The sequence below is a fragment of the Paenibacillus sp. FSL F4-0125 genome, from assembly GCF_038008565.1.
Taxonomy (GTDB): domain Bacteria; phylum Bacillota; class Bacilli; order Paenibacillales; family Paenibacillaceae; genus Paenibacillus_AQ.
In genome coordinates this window covers 2,302,410-2,319,728 of sequence record NZ_JBBOZJ010000001.1, presented here as the reverse complement: position 1 = coordinate 2,319,728, position 17,319 = coordinate 2,302,410, and the positions used below count along the sequence as shown (strand labels likewise).

Annotated in this window: 13 protein-coding genes; 9 read left to right on the top strand and 4 right to left on the bottom strand. The window is 44.1% G+C overall.

The window, feature by feature from the left end:
• The first annotated feature begins 40 nt into the window (after positions 1-40).
• The 9 genes from NST74_RS09835 (at position 41) to NST74_RS09795 (ending at position 12,529) form a co-directional block, all read left to right on the top strand.
• Positions 41-2,386, top strand: coding sequence for an AraC family transcriptional regulator (locus NST74_RS09835; RefSeq protein ID WP_341111768.1), 2,346 nt, complete (start codon positions 41-43; stop codon positions 2,384-2,386).
• 106 nt (positions 2,387-2,492) lie between these two features.
• Positions 2,493-3,944 carry a GDSL-type esterase/lipase family protein gene (locus NST74_RS09830; protein ID WP_341111767.1) on the top strand — a complete coding sequence of 484 codons (1,452 nt, stop codon included), beginning with the start codon at positions 2,493-2,495 and terminating at the stop codon, positions 3,942-3,944.
• Positions 3,945-3,957: 13 nt separating this feature from the next.
• Positions 3,958-5,058, top strand: coding sequence for a mandelate racemase/muconate lactonizing enzyme family protein (locus tag NST74_RS09825; protein ID WP_341111766.1), 1,101 nt, complete (start codon positions 3,958-3,960; stop codon positions 5,056-5,058).
• Between the two features lie 17 nt (positions 5,059-5,075).
• Complete coding sequence (locus NST74_RS09820; RefSeq protein WP_341111765.1) at positions 5,076-5,918, top strand: sugar phosphate isomerase/epimerase family protein; 843 nt, start codon at positions 5,076-5,078, stop codon at positions 5,916-5,918.
• 101 nt (positions 5,919-6,019) lie between these two features.
• On the top strand, positions 6,020-7,180 hold the full coding sequence (locus NST74_RS09815; RefSeq protein WP_341111762.1) for a glycosyltransferase family 4 protein: 1,161 nt from the start codon (positions 6,020-6,022) through the stop codon (positions 7,178-7,180).
• Between the two features lie 148 nt (positions 7,181-7,328).
• Positions 7,329-8,093, top strand: coding sequence for a helix-turn-helix transcriptional regulator (locus tag NST74_RS09810; protein WP_341111761.1), 765 nt, complete (start codon positions 7,329-7,331; stop codon positions 8,091-8,093).
• 932 nt (positions 8,094-9,025) lie between these two features.
• The gene (locus tag NST74_RS09805; RefSeq protein ID WP_341111759.1) at positions 9,026-9,757 is read left to right on the top strand and encodes an ABC transporter permease subunit; all 732 of its coding nucleotides are present in this window, start codon (positions 9,026-9,028) and stop codon (positions 9,755-9,757) included.
• Positions 9,754-10,722 (top strand): carbohydrate ABC transporter permease, encoded by a 969-nt coding sequence (locus NST74_RS09800; RefSeq protein ID WP_341111758.1) that lies wholly within the window; start codon positions 9,754-9,756, stop codon positions 10,720-10,722. The genes NST74_RS09805 and NST74_RS09800 overlap by 4 nt, the downstream gene beginning before the upstream one ends.
• A gap of 43 nt (positions 10,723-10,765) precedes the next feature.
• Complete coding sequence (locus NST74_RS09795; protein WP_341111757.1) at positions 10,766-12,529, top strand: extracellular solute-binding protein; 1,764 nt, start codon at positions 10,766-10,768, stop codon at positions 12,527-12,529.
• A 112-nt stretch (positions 12,530-12,641) separates the two neighbouring features.
• Here the strand turns inward: NST74_RS09795 and NST74_RS09790 are convergent, their stop codons facing one another.
• From NST74_RS09790 to NST74_RS09775, 4 genes are all read right to left on the bottom strand, one after another.
• Positions 12,642-13,430 (bottom strand): alpha/beta hydrolase, encoded by a 789-nt coding sequence (locus tag NST74_RS09790; RefSeq protein WP_341111756.1) that lies wholly within the window; start codon positions 13,428-13,430, stop codon positions 12,642-12,644.
• 17 nt (positions 13,431-13,447) lie between these two features.
• Positions 13,448-14,965, bottom strand: a complete 1,518-nt coding sequence (locus NST74_RS09785; RefSeq protein WP_341111754.1) for a carboxylesterase/lipase family protein — start codon at positions 14,963-14,965, stop codon at positions 13,448-13,450.
• A gap of 406 nt (positions 14,966-15,371) precedes the next feature.
• The gene (locus NST74_RS09780; protein WP_341111753.1) at positions 15,372-16,886 is read right to left on the bottom strand and encodes a glycoside hydrolase family 43 protein; all 1,515 of its coding nucleotides are present in this window, start codon (positions 16,884-16,886) and stop codon (positions 15,372-15,374) included.
• A gap of 27 nt (positions 16,887-16,913) precedes the next feature.
• The gene (locus tag NST74_RS09775) at positions 16,914-17,150 is read right to left on the bottom strand and encodes a carbohydrate-binding protein (protein ID WP_341111751.1); all 237 of its coding nucleotides are present in this window, start codon (positions 17,148-17,150) and stop codon (positions 16,914-16,916) included.
• Positions 17,151-17,319 lie beyond the last annotated feature (169 nt).

The following is a 17,319-nucleotide window of genomic DNA, read 5'->3' as shown; positions in this document are numbered from 1 at the left end:
ACAAGTGTCTACTTCTACATAAGTAAAGGTGCTGAGTCTCGTGAGACCATTAAGCTTTTTAAGTAAGCTAACGATGTTTGCCTTTGTAATTAGCACGCTGCCTGTGTTGTTCATCGGTTCTTTTTCATATCTCACATCATCAAAAGAAATTCAAAAAAACGTTAATAACAGTAAAATGGAACTTATCTTACAAATCACCTCAAATGTAGAACATAAGTTAACAACTGTCAATCAAACATTAAACCAAGTGATCAACTCCAGTGTATTAAAAAAAGCACTAAATAACCCTTTAAATGAAACCGATTTCATTTTGTACAATGATTTAAGAAACGAAATTCGCAATATGCAATCCTTCGATACGAAGCTGGAAGATGTCATCTTATTAAATCAGCAGCAAAATTGGATGATCAAAAATTCGGGTGTTTATCGTTTGGATGAATACAAGAACTATGCACAGCTCTCTAATCTGATGAATATCGCCGAAGATACCTCGTGGATTTTGAACCCATCCTCCCTATTTTATAGCGAGGAAAGCATCAACGTTACTGGCTGTAACTACAGCATTAGTCTTATCAAGAAACTCCCGACCAATAAGCTGCAAAAGTATGGGCTCGCCTTAGCTAATATTCCTGTCTGCAGTCTTCAAGATTTCATTAATTCTGATGTACAGCCACTCGACGATATTATCGTTCTGGATAAGGAAGGTCGGTTCTTGCTCCATCCGGACCGCAATTTGATCGGGAAGCCTATGAGGGAAGGCGGTTTTACAGAAGATTCTTTCATTGCTAATCCCTCCAAACTTTCAGGGCAGTTCAAAACCGTGATCCACAAGAAAAATTACGCTGTCACTTACATGCGCTCTCAGATGAATGGCTGGGTTTATCTTTCGGTCACATCCATGGAAAGTTTAACGAAAGAGTCTCAAAAAATCGGTCTGTTTACGATATTCGTATGTACTTTTATGCTTCTGCTGTCCATTCTCTTGGCATGGATCGGATCAAGACGGATGTACACACCTATTGAAAGACTTCTCAATCAGATGGGCCAACGTAAAACGGATATCAAATCCAGACATACAAATGAATTTCAGATTATCGGAGAACAGGTTCATTCTTTATTTCAATCTAAATCTCAGCTGGAAAAAGAAGTCCGTCAGCATATCCAGCAGGTTCGTACCTTCTTCTTAATCAATGCTTTCCATGGCAACGTTAAGAAGCGTGATCTGCTCGAAGAGCTGGAACAATTCGGCTATCACAAGCAACTCGAAGAATGGAAGACGATGGCTGTGATTACGTTGTCGATCGATTTTGCCGAAGATTCCAGTTATGAGAAAAAAGATCTTAATCTTTTATTATTCGCTGCCCACAATATGATTGAAGAGTTAGTCTGCCCTGAACAACGACTGGCTCCTGTAATTATGGACCATGCGGTGGTCGTATTATTGGGGAGTCCGAACTGTGATACTCAGTCTTTTCACAAGACTCTATATTCACTTACGGAGAAGCTTCAACAAGAAATCAATAATTACCTCAAAGTACAGGTGAGTATTGGGCTGAGCCTTCCCTTCCACGACTTACCGAAGTTATCCATTGCCTACAGAGAAGGTCTTGAAGCTCTAAAGCATCGGATTAAGCTTGGCAAGGGTGTCATTATCCAGTACGAAAATATTAACTCTGGTAAACATTATCTGAACTTGAACTACCCTACACATAAAGAAAATGATTTACTGGATGCTATCAAGCTGGCTGAAACGGAAAAAGCCAAGGCGCTTATTCATTTGCTCTTTAAATCGATCTTTGCCCAAGAGCTGTCACCGCAGGAGTACCAGATCCCGTTGACGCGCCTGCTCAATAATTTACTCATTATGATGCAGGAATCCGGTATTAGCTTGAATCAAATTTATCATGCCAATGGCTCCATTTTTGAGGAGCTGCATGATCTTCATACTGTGACGGAGATTGAGGATTGGTTCTGGAGCATGGTCATTTATCCGATGATCAAGATTTTTAACAGCAGACAGAATGCGCAATACCACAACATTTCCGAGAAGATCATCGATTTGATACAGCATGATTATGATACCGATCTTACTTTAGAAGAGTGTGCTTCACGTCTGCATTATAATGCCAACTATATCAGCAGTGTCTTCCGCAAGGAGACCCAGTACTATTTTAGCGAATATTTAACGATGTACCGATTTAAAATGGCGAAAAAATGGCTAAAGGAAACCGACATGCCCATTAAAGATATTGCAGCCAAATTAAGATACAACAACTCTCAGAACTTCATTCGCTCTTTCCGTAAACAGGAAGGCATGACACCTGGACAATACCGGGAGCACAATGCTGGCACAAAACTTAAATCCACCTTTGACGAATCGATGTAAAAAAGACATAAATACTGCTCAGGTGAAATCAAAAAAAAGAGTCTCTCTTTTTTTTGAAAATATGTTAACGTGTGCATATACCCTTTTAAGGAGGAAATGGAACGAAATGTTGAGCTTTCGTCTACACCCTAACCCTACAGAGCAAGCTGAGCTTTCTCCGGAAACCTCGTTACTTACCCTTTATCCGCTTGAGACGGATCAGCCACGCCCTTTTATATTGGTATTGCCTGGTGGAGGTTACCAGCATTTAGCTAAACATGAAGGAGCACCCGTCACTCATTGGCTGAACAGTCTAGGTATTCATGCCGGTGTATTAGATTATCAGGTCGGAGATTTTAGCGTCACTTCACTGTTAAATGATGTTGAGGAAGCTCTGAGATGGATTAGGGGCGCCTCACAACATTGGAATGTAATCTCGAACAAAGTTGGGATGATCGGATTTTCGGCAGGCGGACACCTAGCGTCTATCTTCTCTACCACAAGAGCAGAGAAACCAGATCTTCTTCTGCTAGGATACCCAGTGATCACTTTCCAAGCGCCTTATGCCCACATGGGGAGCCGACTTCATTTTCTAGGAGACAATCCAGCCCCAGTGGAGCTGCACTCCTTTTCATCAGAATCACAGGTAACTTCACGGACACCTCCAACTTTTATCTGGACTACAGCAAATGATGCCAGCGTTCCTGTAGAGAACAGTCTGTTGTTCTCATCTGCACTATCGGAGCAAGGGATTCCATTTGAACTACATATCTTTGAAGAGGGACGGCATGGTCTAGGGCTTTCTAAAGAACATCCTCATTGCCGGCAATGGCTTTCCCTTGCTGCGAATTGGTTAAGGGAACATCACTACACTAAAATAGAAGAACTTATAACACCCACATTATTTATTGCGGGCGATTCCACTGCGGCTATTAAGGGCGCTGGAGAAAAACCAATGACCGGCTGGGGTGAATACCTGCAAAGTTATTTTGGGACTTCTGTTCGAGTTGAGAACCGTGCCATTAATGGCCGCAGTACTAAATCTTTTATATCAGACGGCCGCCTGGATGCCATCCTTAAAGACTTCAAAGCTGGCGACTACCTGTTTATTCAATTTGGGCATAACGATGAGAAAAAAGAAGATCCCTTGCGTTACACCGATCCCGACACTGAATATCGCCGCAACCTTACTCAATATATAGAAGCTGCTCGGCAGTTAGGAGGTATTCCCGTTCTGCTAACCTCTGTGAGTCGCCGCCGATTTACTTCAGATGGACAGCTTGACCCGCTTGCTGTAGGCGCTTATCCCGAAGCCATGAGACAGGTAGCTGAAGAAACGCAAACACCGCTGCTTGATATTTTCGCAGCTTCGCAAGCGCTCTATTGTTTATTAGGTGAAGAAGAATCCAAGAAATTATTCATGCATTTTCCAGAAAATATACATCCCAATTACCCAAACGGAGTTACGGATGATACGCATTTTTCAGATGAAGGTGCTCAGCAAATTGCTAAACTTGTGGTTCAAGCCCTTAAACAAAACACAGCCTCCCCTATATCAAACTTACAACAACTTTTATAAGGAGTGATCACAGATGTCTCTAATTAAAGAAGTTATTACAGAGTACTATCGTATCCCTTTGCCAGAAATCATGGAGGACGCAAAACACGGCCTGCATACTCATTTTGAAGTTCCCATTGTCAAAATTAGAACGGATGACGGTCGTGAAGGGGTAGGTTATACCTATACTGGCGGATTTGGCGGCAAAGCGATCTGCTCACTAATTGCGAATGAATTAACACATATCTTAATTGGCAAAGACGCCAGCTGTGTAGAAAGTATCTGGGAGCAGATGAACTGGGGAATACATTATGTTGCACGCGGCGGTCTGGCTAGTTTCGCCATTGCAGCTTGTGACATTGCATTATGGGATTTACGTGCGAAGAAAGCAGATGAACCACTCTACAAACTTCTGGGTGGTGCTAGTAATGTGGTCAAATGCTATGGCGGCGCGATTGATTTAAATTTCCCATTAGAAAAGCTCCTCCTAAACAATCAAAAATATTTAGATATGGGTTTGAAGGCTGTCAAAATTAAACTAGGCCAAAAAACACTAGCCGAGGATGTGGAACGAGTAGCTGCGGTACGCCAATTGATCGGTCCAGATGTGGCGTTTATGGTCGATGCGAATATGAGCTGGAGTGTGGAAAAAGCGATAAAAGCCGCACGCGAATTTTTGAAATACGACATTCTCTTCTTAGAAGAACCAACAATTCCGGAGGATTATGCCGGCTATGCACGTATTGCCGAAGAAACAGGAATGGCCGTTGCAGGCGGAGAGAACTTGCGCACTTTAACCGAATTCCATCACATGCTGCAATATGGTCATGTGGATTTCCCTCAACCCGATGCTTCCAATATAGGCGGGATTACAGGCTGGTTAAAGGTAGCTCACTTAACTCAAGCTTATAACCTCTCCGTCTCTACACATGGGATGCAGGAATTACATGTTAGTTTGTTAGCGGCTATGCCAAATGCAGGTTATCTCGAAATGCATAGCTTCCCTATCGATCAATACACTACACGTCCTCTAGTGATTAATAAAGACAATGGGATGGCTATTGCGCCTGAAGAAAAGGGCACTGGGGTTACCTTTGATTGGGACAAATTAGCACCTCACAAACAACAATACTAATAGGAGCGATTAATCATATGAGCATTCCCCTTCATCTAGGTGTTCGAGCACATGATTTCACACAAGTTCCATTGCATGAGTTAATTGAGAAAATTAAGTCCTATCATTTCGCTCATATCCAGTTTGCACTTAAGAAGTCTTTTCCTGATAGTGCCCCTAATCTTACGGCTATCAGCCCTGGAACGGCCAGTTATTATGGCAATGCCTTTAGGCAAGCAGGTATTCAGATTGCGGTGCTTGGCTGTTATGTAAATATTATAGACACCGATCCACAAAAACGGGCACAAGCGTTAGCCGCGTTCAGTACCCATCTGCGCTTGGCCAGAGATTTCGGCGCTAATCTGGTTGGAACGGAAACCGGAAGTGTGGGAGTTGGGTTTACCACAGATAATTTTACAGAAGAGGCTTTTCAAGAGGTAATTACATCGGTAAAAGCTATGGTGGCAGAGGCCGAGCATTTTGGTGTGACGGTAGGAATTGAAGCCGGACTCCATCATCCGCTGTACACCGCATCCTTAACTCGCCGACTGCTGGATGAGATTCCTTCTAACAATCTTCAGATCATATTGGATTGCGCTAATCTAATGTCGCCAACAAATTACTTACATCAAGAAGCTATTATTACGGAGGCTTTGAAGCTCTTAGGAGATCGAATTGCCATTATTCACTTAAAAGATTTTATCGTGCAGGATGGAGCCATCAAGATCGTTCCTGTGGGTCAGGGATGGCTAGAATTCGAGCCGATTCTTCGTTATATGAAATATGAGCGCCCGCATATTCAAGGCATACTAGAAAGCACTCCGGAATCACATTTGGGAGAGAGCATTCCCTTTTTACAGGGGATATATGAAGAAGTGTAGCATGAAGCGTGGATTTTTATATTCTGTTTAACATCCGTTTGACCTCCATGAAATAAAGGACTGTTATGATCAAGACATCAAGAGTACCTGGGAGGGGTTCTATGCGTCTTGCTTTATTTACAGACACATTTCTTCCGCAAACGAATGGTGTTTCACTCACGCTTCAGCGCTTATCCACTCATTTGAACCGGCGAGGTATCGAGCATCTGCTATTTTCGCCGAAATCTGCTCCTGAAGACAGCTATGCCGATCCCATACGTCCCATTACCAGTATCCCCTTTTTCTTATATCCAGAATGTAGACTCGCACTGCCGAATATGTCCTCCATCCAGTCAGAACTAAAAGCTTTTCGTCCTGATCTGCTGCATTTGGCAACTCCTTTCAATATCGGCTTATGCGGCCTGCGTTATGCGCGAAAGTATGGTCTGCCTAATGTCGCCTCCTACCATACCCATTTTGACCGCTATCTTGAATATTACCGGATGAAAAGAATCGTCCCACTCTATTGGAAGTACATGAAGTGGTTCCATCGGTCCTGCGATGCTACCTTCGCACCCTCCAACGAAACACTCGATTCCCTCCAAGTCCAAGGCTTTCAACGTTTAAAGCTTTGGTCTAGGGGCATCGACTGCAATCTCTATACTCCGAAAAAACGCAGCCATCAGGTCCGCGATCGTTACGGAATTACCGCACCGTTACTGCTTCTATATGTGGGAAGGATTGCACCTGAAAAGGATATCAATACCCTAGCTCACGCCATGCACCAATTGCCTGAGTCTATGCAGTCTCAGGTGCATTGGCTAGTCGTTGGAGATGGTCCCCTTCTCCCAGAGATGAGAACACAGGCGCCGCATAATGTCACATTTACAGGCTATAAGCACGGTGAAGAGCTGACTCAATTGTATGCCTCAGCTGATCTATTCGTCTTCCCTTCCAGTACAGAAACCTTCGGCAATGTTGTCCTTGAGGCTATGGCTTCGGGGCTGCCTGTCCTCGCCGTAAATGAAGGCGGGGTAAAGGATCTGATCACGCCCGGTCGCAACGGAATGATTGTCGAACCTCGTTCCCCGGATGCTTTTATTCGTGAAATTTGTGCAAGTATAGAGCATCCCCACAAGCTGGCTGCTATGGGGTATGAGGGTCGACAGCTGGCACTCGACCGCTCGTGGGAGAGCATTTTCGATGGACTCATTCACGATTATGAAGAGATCCTTGAGCATAGACGTTTCGACCTTATACCGGCTTTACTACCATTAGTATAATAATGACGATAGTCAGTATACTCCTTGATCATTTTCAGCAGCCCAGTTCTAGACTATAGCCAAGACGATAAGTCATGGGGATTTCTCTTCTTCAATCCTATTTTTTCATTATGTTATAATAATGGAATCCTTGCTAGGAGGGGAAAAGATGGCCCTTATTCATTATGTTGAGTACAATACTACACACGCGAGCAATTTTGTTATAGATGTTCCTGTGGGCTATCACTGGCTTCTTGTAATCACCAAGACCCCAGCGCAATTCTGGGTAAATGGCGGGTTCAAGGAATACCCTGCTCACAGCGCAATCCTCTATCGTCCATTGCAGAAAGTCTATTATCGGGCCTGCGCTGATCATTTTATCAATGATTGGATCCGCTTCGAATCCAATGAACCTTATATTACGGAATCTCCCCTTCCGCTTGGGGTTCCCTTTGCCCTGAGTGATCCGGACTACTGCCACAAGTTGTTTGAATTGCTTGTCGTCGAGCATAGTTTTAACCGGGATTGTAAAGAATCTTCCGTCGATTATTTACTCCGGACGTTGTTCAACAAACTATGGGAATCCTACTTCCAAGATGATATTACACCTCAATACTACAAACTACTGAAACTGCGTACAGCTATTCAAACTAACCCGGGCGATTACTGGACAGTTTCGAAGATGGCGGATTTTCTTCGAATCAGTCCTGGTTATCTTCAGAACATCTACAAAAAAACGTTTGGAATCTCCTGCATGGATGACGTTATCAACAGCCGAATCCGTATGGCAAAAGAATACTTAATTCAAAATGCTCAAAGCATTGCTGAAGTCGCTTCCCGGTGTGGATATCAAAATGTGGAGCATTTCTGCAGGCAATTCAAACAATTGACCGGACATACGCCGAGAAACTACCAGAAGTATGCAAGGGGTTAAAGCGGAAAGAGAAATGTGAAGAAATATCACACTACTTTTTCTTTGAAAACTTGTCCTCAAGATAGTCTATACTGACGGAGACGTTGATATAGACTTCTTTAAGCTGACCATTGATCAAAGGGAATTGTCGCTGCAATTCTGGGATAATCCCATCATGCTCCATAAAGAAAAATGTGTTTTGTACTCCACATCGTTGCAACCGTCAATTTGGCTCCCGATAAAGTTGCTGTTGCTGCCCCGTACACCCCGACCACGAATCCATATCATTCTGCCAGTAAATCAGCATCCTAAAATTCATGTTCAAAACTATTCCATGAGTTCCATCCCACGGGTGGCTTCAATCCGTGTTGTTATTCGAACACATCAATGATTGATGTTGCTAGAGCTATACACAACTTGTTGTCAGCGAATGGGCAGCTTTTTTTCTTCTTCACGGGACAGAGCGTCCTTTAGAATTTTTGCTCAGAAGTTCGAAAAAATTTAAATTAGGTCTCAAAATATATAAATTTTAATTTTTTTAAGTTCCATCTAACAATAGATCAATAACTGGTGAGGATAGGTCATTGTTTGAAGAGAACTGTTAATTTATTATGGTTTTATGTTATGTAAGCGTTATCAATAAAAGGGATTGAAGAATTCACCATTCATCAGGAGCCAACTTCAAGTTGAAGTATGTCTAGTATATGAAAGGGGGAGGACCTCAAAGTTGGTCGTTTAAACGCATTGATTTCACAAAAAGGAGTGACAAGATGCGCAGTCACAGCATGAGGAGCAATTCTTTTAGAAAATTTCTTTATATCTCGCCTTTTATGGTTTTACTTGCTGTTTTTGCATACTACCCACTCTATGGATGGGTTTATGCATTCTTTGACTATATGCCGCCGATCCCGCTATCACAAGCGCCTTTTGTCGGTCTCAAGTGGTTTCGCTCCTTGGTAGAAAATCAGGTGAAGGTTGATCAACTGTTACAGGTCATCAAAAACACGTTCGGCATAAGCGGGCTGAGTATCCTTTTCTCATGGCTTCCCATGTTTTTTGCAATTTTCCTGACTGAGATCAAAGCCGTGCGTTTTCGCAAATTTATTCAGACAGTAACCACTCTTCCAAACTTTATCAGCTGGGTCCTCGTATATTCCCTGGCATTTTCTATGTTCTCAAGTGAAGGCGTCGTCAACGGCTTTTTGAGCCAGATGGGACTTATTGATTCTCCTGTACTCTTACTTCAGAACTCGGACCATGTCTGGATTACTATGTGGGTATGGATTACATGGAAATCACTAGGTTGGTCGGCCATCTTGTATATAGCAGCAATTATGAGCATTGATGAGTCTCTGTATGAAGCGGCTTATGTTGACGGTGCAACAAAAATGCAGGTTATCAGGCATGTGACTTTGCCAAGTATGCTGCCGACCTATTTTGTACTCTTGATGCTCCAGATTGCCAGCTTCCTGAACAATGGACTGGAGCAATACTTTGTTTTCCAGAATGCATTCAACAAAGAGTCCATACAGGTATTAGATTTATATGTATACAATCTAGCCATGGGAGGCGGCAGCTATTCCGTTTCCGTCGCTATCAGTATGTTGAAAAGTCTGATTAGCATTGTGCTTCTTTTTTCCGTAAACGGGCTGTCCAAATTGTTTAGAGGAGAGGGCATTGTATGAGTGACAACCAGACTGGACTACCCCCGAAGGCCAAGGAAAATAAGCGGAACTTCTCCAGAAGAACTAAAATGCAGGTCAGAACAACCGATAAAATGATTTCGACTACCATTTATATCCTGTTCACTCTCTTTGCATTTGTTTGTGTATATCCGTTTTACTCGATCATCATTAATACCATCAGCGCCAACGATCTCAGCGCCAAGGGTGAAATTGTGTTTTGGCCCAAGGGGATCCACTTCCAGAATTATATTGACGTATTTAAGATCCCTGGACTATGGAATGCATTTGTCATTTCTTTGGGGAGAACGGTAATAGGCTCACTTTTGACAGTCGGGGCCTCTGCCTTTTTGGGATTCATGTTTGCCCAGGAGGATATGTGGGGGAAAAAATTCTGGTATCGGTTTACCATTCTTACGATGTTTTTTAATGCCGGCATTATCCCCTGGTATTTGACCATGAGATCCCTGCATCTGACTAACAATTTCCTTGCCTACATTCTGCCGGCTATTGTAGCTCCTTTTTTTATCATTCTTGTAAAAACGTTTGTGGAATCAACGCCGAAGGAATTGCAGCAGGCAGCCAGCATTGATGGTGCCGGGATTATAACGATCTTTTACAAGGTTATCTTACCTATCAGCAAACCGATATTGGCTACAGTCGCTATATTTTCGGCAGTGGACCAGTGGAATGCCTTTCAGGACACGCTACTGCTGGTTACGGACAGCAAATTGTATAGTTTGCAGTTTATTCTGTATAACTACATCAATCAAGCCAGCTCCCTATCTACCATGGTCAATTTGCAAAATGCCGGATCAACCGCCATGGCCAGTCTATCCACCAAGCAAACCACCACATCCATTCGTATGACAGTTACTATCATCGTTGTCGCACCTATTTTGCTTGTTTATCCGATCTTCCAAAGATTTTTTGTAAAAGGAATTATCATTGGCGCAGTCAAGGGTTAATTTGCACGAATATGATTAATTAATCATTTTTGGGGGGCTGTAAATGAATAAACATAGTAAGCTGGCAAGAAAGTCTATGCTGATCTTTGGCACCGCTCTTCTTCTTGGAACGGCAGTACTCAGCGGATGCAGCAGCAATGCCAACAATGCAGGTACAGCAACCGAGACTTCCGATCCGGGTGGAGGAATTGATCATAGCAAGCCGCTGACGATTACCGTGTTTAACAACGCAGCAAATTATCAGGGAGAGCAGACCGGATGGTACGGAAAACTAATTAAGGATAAGTTCAATATTACCTTAAATATTCTGTCTCCACAGGTTGCCGGTGATCAGCTGTACAAGACAAGGTCAGCATCGGGAGATTTAGGAGACCTCCTTATCATTGATAACAGTCAGCTGGAGGAGTTAATTCCGGCGGGTATGATTATGGATATGACGGATAGGATCAAAAATACGGAGTACCTGTCCAAATATGTGGACAATCACTTCAAGCCCTTTAATGCTGCGTTCGAAAGTATAAATCCTGAAGGTAAAATATATGCTTTACCCACTTTTGTATCAGACACTTCCCCAACAACATACTCAGAAGAAATCCCTTACTCCAGTCCGATTATGCCTTGGGATTACTACAAGGGAATCGGATCTCCCAAGCTGAACAATCTGACAGATCTGCTGAATGCACTAAAGCAGATGCAGGAGAAATACCCAAAGACACCGGAAGGAAAAGCGATTGTTCCGATCACCCTGTGGAAGGACTGGGATAATGGAAGTATGGAAAACGTTCGTTGGTTAAGCAACTGGTATGGCTATGAGCAGCCGGACGGAACCTCAACCATTCAGTTGAATGCAAAAGGCGATATCGTTCCGCTCGTTGACGACAACAGTATGTACAAGAAAATTCTCCAGTTCTATTATGACGCCAATCAGATGGGGCTGGTTGACCCTGACTCGGCAACCCAGGATTGGAATAAAGTCGCTGAAAAGCTGACCAATAAACAGGTTCTACTCTTATGGTATTCCTGGCAAAGAGGCTTCTACAACACCATTGAAAGAGGCACTAAAGGTGACGGTAATGTTGCCGTTCCGATTGCCGATACCCACATTATCCAGAATAGCGATGCCTACTTCGGAAACGGAAGAGTATTTGCTATTGGTTCAAAAGCAAAAAATCCTGAAAGAATCATTGAATTCATGGATTGGCTAGTATCACCTGAAGGTCTTCGCTACTATACCAATGGATTTGAAGGCTTCAATTATGAGAAAATGTCTGATGGCAAGTTTAAGCTGACTGAAGTAGGACAAATCGCATTCCAAGAAAATACCCCCGTTCCTGAACAGTACGGAGGCGGAGGATATCAAGACGGGCAGAGCAAGATCAATACTATGATTATGAGCGATTTTGTAGTAGATCCGGAAACAGGTGAATTTTACAACAACAATTATTGGAGCTCAACCATCGAGGCCAATAAGACTACTCTAACTAAGGAATGGCAGAATACTTATAATGCGAGCACCCCGACGGAGTACTATCAGAAAAACAATATGATCGATATTGTGCCAAATATCAATACAAGTCTCGGGTCAGATTCGTCGGATATTAAGAATAAACGAAGCCAGATCTCTGACTATGTTAAAAACACCTCTTGGAAAATGATATTTGCCAAAGATCAAGCAGAATTCGATCAGCTCTGGAATAAGCTGAAGAGTGATGTGGTCGGTCTCGGTTGGAATGATGTCATTGCTATGGATACAGAAAGAGCACAAAAAATCGTTAAACTGCGTACGGATGCAGTTGCTAGCCAATAATTCGTTACTACAACAAAGATAAGGGACGTTCCAAACAGCCAGATCAGGTCTGCTTGAACGTCCCTATTTGTCTTATACGGCTGCAAGCAGCGGGTATCCTGTGGACAGTGAGTTAAAATATGAGCTTGGAGAACTGATATAAGCCGTTCTTCCAGACCGGCCAATCATGGTCGCCATTTTCCTCTACCCAGATATGCGGCATGGAATGCTGTGACAAATAAGCATGTGTCCGGTCGCTGACGTTCTTCAGGCTATCCAGATCACCGCACGATAGCCAGAGCAGACTGAGCAGTTCTGCGGTCTTATGCGGTTCCGGGACCAACAGCTCGGGTATCTTCGTATTGGGTGCCGGTGAGAAAGCCCCGACCCAGGCGAAGCGGTCCAGATTGTTCAGACCGATATTCAAGGATTGTCCTCCACCCATGGATAATCCGGCAATAGCACGGTGCATCCGGTCAGTCAGGACTGAATAATTTTCTTCAATGTAAGGGATGAGATCGTGTAGCAAATCCGATTCAAATGTTTCGAACGCCTGCACCTTATCCGAAGCAAATAGATCTCCTTCTGCCCGGTCGTTCAGCATCGCTCGCCCGTTGGGAAGAACGACGATCATGGGCTTCAACATTTGATCAGCATACAGATTATCTAGAATAACCTGGGGCTTGCCGTGAATGTGCCACTCATTCTCATCTCCACCAATCCCGTGCAGCAAATACAAAACGCTGTATTCCTTCTCAGTGGAATAACCGGGCGGCGTATAGACCATTGCCTTCCGAGTATTACCTAGCGTTGTTGAGGGATACTCTATCGTCTGCATCACACCCCGGGCAATGCCTTCCCTTTCCTTGTCGTATCCCTCAGGCGTATTTTGCATCTTATATTTCTGCTGACTCTCGCTCAATTCTGCTCATTCCTCTCTTATACATAAATAGACTGCTGCTTGAAATAATGCTCGACCAGAAATTGCATTACTTCACCAGGAGGAGATTCTACAAATTCTGCCTTGTCTGCATAAACCATTCCATATGGCGCTTCCTGCGTACAGGGATTCCAGAGAGGCATGTCATCACCGGTAGAATCCTTGCCATTCGGATTACCTGAAGTAATGAAATAGGCAAGATAATTACACATCTGGCGGGCAAGATCATAATGTTTGCCGACAAAGGGCCGCCAGCATTTGGCCAGTGTCTCGAAATGAAACCACAGATCCACCGAATGAAAGGTACCAGGATTATCCCAGCCCGGAATCTCTGCATCAAAGCTGTAATAATACATTGGGACGCTGCTTGACCTGATGGCAACACGGGCTGCATATTCAATATGGCTCACGGAAGCTTTCTTAATTATTTCTTCCAAATTCCCTGACTCAACGCCGCATAGCTTAAGGTACTCCTCTGCTTCGCCTCCAAACAATTCCACAGCCATGGCTCTGAATTCCTCTACACTGCGTACATCAGGAACACTGAAGAACTCGGAGGCTGTATTTCCGAGCATAATCGGCACCTTATGCTGCTGTCCCTGCACAAAGAGCTCAAATGGATTACCGATACAATACTTCTCATCCACAACCGTTCCCCAGAACTTTCCGTATTCAAGTATTTTATCACGGAGATAGACTGCATCCAGCTCACGTGCCTCTTTCAAGCTCGACACTCCTAAGTATTCAAAAAAAGCCGCGCCATCCTCTTCAGCATCCTTAAAAGTAAGGCTACGTGGGGGTACCGGATTATTTGGATACAGAGGTGTTATGATTCCGCTCATAATAACGGCCCGCTGAAATAATCCGGCATTCTGAGGGGAGGTCAGCTGGCTCAGCACGCTTCCACCACCCGCAGACTGTCCGCCTATTGTGATTTGCTCTGGATCTCCGCCAAAAGCAGCGATATTGCGCTTCACCCACTGCGTGCCTGCCTGCTGATCCAAATGTCCGAAATTCGCGGGAGCTTCAGGCGATTCCGCAGTAATCTCGGGATGGCACAGGAAGCCAAACGCGTTCAAGCGGTAATTAACGGTTACAACGACAACCCCCCTGCGGGCAATGCGTTCGCCGTCAAACTCCATTTCGGCCGTATGGCCGACCTGAAGTCCTCCGCCAAAATACCATACAAAAACAGGAAGCTTCTCATCGGCACTAACGGCAGGTGTCCAGACATTCAGGTATAGACAGTCCTCGTCCATTGGAAGATCGGGATCAACTGCCCATTCACGGGTATAAATATTATTCACATCTATGACGGTCGGGGCCTGCATGGAAGTAGGGGCGAAATCATGTGCTTTCAAAATTCCATCCCAGTCTTGAGCAGGTTGGGGTGCACACCAGCGGTTCTCCCCCACGGGCGGGGCTGCAAATGGAATTCCCTTGAAGCTGGTAATACGGGGATCAGCCGCCGGCAGTCCTTGCACGATTCCATTTTCAACACGCACTACTCTTAACATCCTTTATTCCTCCTTCACAGTAAAAGCGCTTACTTTTTTATCCACTTAAAAATTAATGGAATTCATTCTAGCGTAAATGTGGTACTAGGAATAAACACTCTCACTTCTGAATTGATTATTTCTAATAAGCATAGACTCTTATTTCATTGATTCCCTTTGGAATACTGTCTAAATTCCCTTACATACAATATAAATTATAGAGAAATCCTAAACCTCAGACAATGATATTTACTGACCTTTAATTGATCTATCCAAAGAAACGGAAGAGTATCCTTCACTTTCAATACTGACATTAATAGGGACTAGCCTCTACTATTAGTACGCAAAGGACGGCCACAGAATGGCCGCCCTTTAAAGTTTGTAACAATTCAAATGCCTAAGTCCTGCACATATCCGTAAGCCGTGCTTAATGCTGTCGAATATAATGAAAGTAATCGAAATCGGCATAACCGCCCGCATTGTGGGTCGCATAATTGAACAATCCAATTCTGTACCCCATAAAATGATCCAGCGTGTACCTCATTTGGAGCGTACGTCCAATCTTCTTCCAGGCTATTCCGTCTTCCGAAAAGAAGAATTTTGCCTGATCGAGACGATCCTCAAAATTGAAATCAATCTTAAGATAGATCTGTTGACTGGTGAATACAATACTCTCCACGATCTCCTCGCAACCTTCACCGTCGTTCACACACATATTAACGCTAAATTGTCCTAGCTCATCGACTGCAATTCCTACGGTACCATACTCATTCTGCAGCGCCACCATTCCTGCACGGTCGCCGGGCTGGACTCCTGAGAGCACCAACAGCGTCTCCGCGCTGCAAGAAGGTCCTTCCGTACGTTGTGTCACTGTATTACGCGCCCTCAGGATACTATCTGCTATTTGACCCGTACGGATTCGCAGATATCCCGGACGCTCAGTAACAGACCATAGCGAATTATCCGGATTATGATTCCACTGCCAGTTCAGAGCCAACTGATTAGTCTCATAGTTGAACTCATCACTGATTACAAGCGGCTTCTGCTCCGCAACTGGAAGCCTGGTCTCAAAAGCACGAAGTGAGGCATCGTCGTCTCCGATGACAGGCCAATCGTTCTCCCATCTCACAGGAAGCACGCAAGGAATCCGCCCGACAGCATCATGATCCTGAAACAGTACAGCATACCAGTCCTGAGATGGTGTATCAACAAGCCCCCCTTGCGCTACACCGTTATTATAATAGCCCAGATCATCGTCCAGAATAATTTTCCGTTCATAGGGGCCTAGAAGCTCGCGTGAACGATAGCAGACTTGACGTCTGCGCTTATTTCCCGTCCTCGGCCATTCAATAAAGAACAAATAATAATAACCATTCAACTTGTAGGCATGGCAGCCCTCGATGCGCAGACCCATGTCTACCCGTTCGCCTTCTAGCAGCAGTTGATCAGTTGCACCTTGCTTCACTGCTGTAAGATCTTCCCTCAGCTCCTTAATACGGATATCACCATTACCGTAAATCACATAATTGCGGTTATCGTCATCCAATAGCAAACCAGGGTCATGGTGAAGTCCCGGTATCACCGAACGCTCCCATACTCCATGTTCAATATCCTCTGTGCGGTAAATATATAACCGGTCCATGTCATTCGAGGAAAAACAAACGTAAAATACCCCATCCTTGTAACGGAGCGATGCCGCCCAAGAACCCTTTCCGTAAATACCTTTACCGTCCAGCAACCGGTGGGCATCGTTATCCTCAAAGGTATCATATACGTAATTCACAAGTTCCCAATCTTTCAAATTAACCGATTTCATAATCGGGCAGCCCGGCATGGAATGCATACTCGTGCTAACCATGTAGAATATAGGACCAACTCGGATGACGTCAACATCCGGAACATCTGCCCACATGATAGGATTGGTTATTGTCGTGGTACTCACAGTAGTTCCCCCTTAGAATGAATTCCTCTATTTCTCCATAAATCTCCATGAGTCCAGCTTAAATAATTCAAACCCCGTGTTACCCTTAAATACCAGATACAGGTCATGAATCCCAACTGCTCCGCTAATTTCTGTCCTTAATTTCAGCGGTTGCTCCGGACCATTCGCAGCCGGAACTGGCAGCGAGCCAACTGCCGGGTCATCCAGATACAGTTCAATGGTCCCGCCGCCCTCTAAGCTTATGACAGAAGCACTGAATGCCACCGCACCTACTCCAGCGCATCATTAGTCATGTTCAGATACACCTGGTCTCCAAATACCAAGGCATACGGATCGGCCCCATATCTACTTGCAACCAGAGAATTACCATTTGGTGGCACTTTTCCGATTGCTTGATTCAATTGTAATGTCATTTGATCAGTCTTAGTGTTTA